This is a genomic window from Sulfuricurvum sp. (genome assembly GCF_028681615.1).
Classification (GTDB): Bacteria; Campylobacterota; Campylobacteria; order Campylobacterales; family Sulfurimonadaceae; genus Sulfuricurvum.
Genome location: NZ_JAQUHV010000035.1, coordinates 1,321 through 3,133, shown reverse-complemented (window position 1 = coordinate 3,133; position 1,813 = coordinate 1,321). Strand labels below are relative to the sequence as shown.

The 1,813-nt window shown below is 39.3% G+C and carries 2 protein-coding genes; one reads left to right on the top strand and one right to left on the bottom strand.

Annotation, left to right across the window (positions count from 1 at the left end):
- Positions 1-1,254: OprD family outer membrane porin (locus tag PHE37_RS13825; RefSeq protein WP_300008846.1), on the top strand; the 1,254-nt coding region annotated here is incomplete at its 5' end.
- Between the two features lie 102 nt (positions 1,255-1,356).
- Here PHE37_RS13825 and PHE37_RS13820 read toward each other — a convergent pair.
- On the bottom strand, positions 1,357-1,813 hold a 457-nt coding region (locus PHE37_RS13820; RefSeq protein WP_300008844.1), incomplete at its 5' end, for a C-GCAxxG-C-C family protein.

Sequence of the window (1,813 nt, the reverse complement as noted above, 5' to 3'; positions counted from 1 at the left end):
GAATTAAGAGCTTGGTATTTTGACAGAGATACAGGTGATCAAAATACAGGCGCCATCGCTAAAGGTAATGCTGACCTTTTTTCTACAGGTGTTATGCTTGGTTATGTAACGGATTCATTGAATGGTTTCAGTTTGGGTACAACATTCCAGTCAAGTTATGCTCCAATGGCTAGTTCAGATGCGAAAAATCTTTATGCGACGGATATGTATGGTTCAGGAGCTGTCCTTTCAGAAGCCTATATCATCTATACAATGAAAAATACAACAGCAAAAGTGGGTCGCCAATTTATTGCGAGTCCACTTGTAAACAGCTCTGGCTCACGTATGATTAAAGAGGCATTTCAAGCAGCTGTTCTTATCAATACAGACCTTCCCAATACAACATTGGTTGCTGGTTACTCTGACAAATTCCAAGGCAGAACATCCGATTATGATAAAAGCGTAGCGGGTGCGGATTCTGATATCTCTAGCTTTAAAAAAGAAGCAGTCTTCTATGGTGCAGGAACTTCTACAGCTAGAGCATCAGGGCCAGCACGTAGCTCAAATGTTTTTGGGTTTGATGGAGCATACACTGCAGCGGTTATCAACAGCTCTATTCCAAACTTGACATTAACAGGACAATACTTGTTTGTTAATGCTGTTGAAGGTACAAGTGGAGGCGATGCACAAGTTTTCTATGCTGAGGGTAATTATGTGGTTCCTTTAAGCAATGCAAAAGTGCTTTTGGATGCAACATACCGTGGTTCGAGAACATCAAATGCTATCTTTGATAGTTTACACCTTGAAGGAGATATGTATCAAGGACGTGTTGGCGTTACTGGGCTATCAGGTTTTAATGCCTCTTTGGCTTACAGTACTGTATCGAGTGACCAATCTGTTCTCTTAGGTGCAGGGAATGGACCAACAACATATACTGCTCCACTAATTAAAGGTGCGGAAGCAACTTCTGGTGCAAATACTGATGCCTATAAACTTGAAATCGGTTATGATTTTGCAAAAGTTGGTGTTACTGGTCTTAAAGTCTTAGGTCAATATACAAAAATCAATCAAGATACTGCAGGTGGTACATCTGGCGTTGTCTTCAATGGTGCATCTGTTGATACAGAATCTACATTCTGGGACGGACAAATTTCTTACGATCTTCCATCGATTAAAGGTTTAACACTCTCTTTACAATATGAAGATGGCAAAAAAGAGACAGCCTCAACGGTTAACTCAAATGACATGAGATTTAGAGCTAACTACAAATTCTAATTTGTAGATGCTTTAATCTTTTCTAAAACAGTGGCAGTGATGCCACTGTTTCTTTTTTCAACATCTTAATATTTCATATAGCCTACAAACTGCACCATGTGTCTAATCTTTTTGAGAAGAGAGTATATGTTGTACTTCCTCCACAACGTAACGAACACAATGGTTACATGTATTTTTTTTGCATTCATTTTTGGTAAACTTTTCACTAGCATCGTTATCGGCCATTGAAAAACCTAAGAGTTGGGTACACGCTGTTGAGGCAAATTTTTCGTTAAAGGTATTTTGCAACAGAGCAACATTTTTATACAGTTGCGCATAATCTTGTTTTCCTTCATTTCGCCCGTGAAGAAGAGAAAGAGCCAAGATACCTCCGCTTAAAGCACCACATGGGCCGTTTGTGCGTGAAAGGCCACTTCCAAAAGCCGTTGCGATAGAAGGAACGTGTGGTGAGTCAATTCCATAAGCTTCTGCTAAAGCCATTAAAACAGATTCTGAACATAAAAAACCGTCATTAAAATACGCTACTGCTTTATCAGCAATAAGGTCATTATTCATTTTT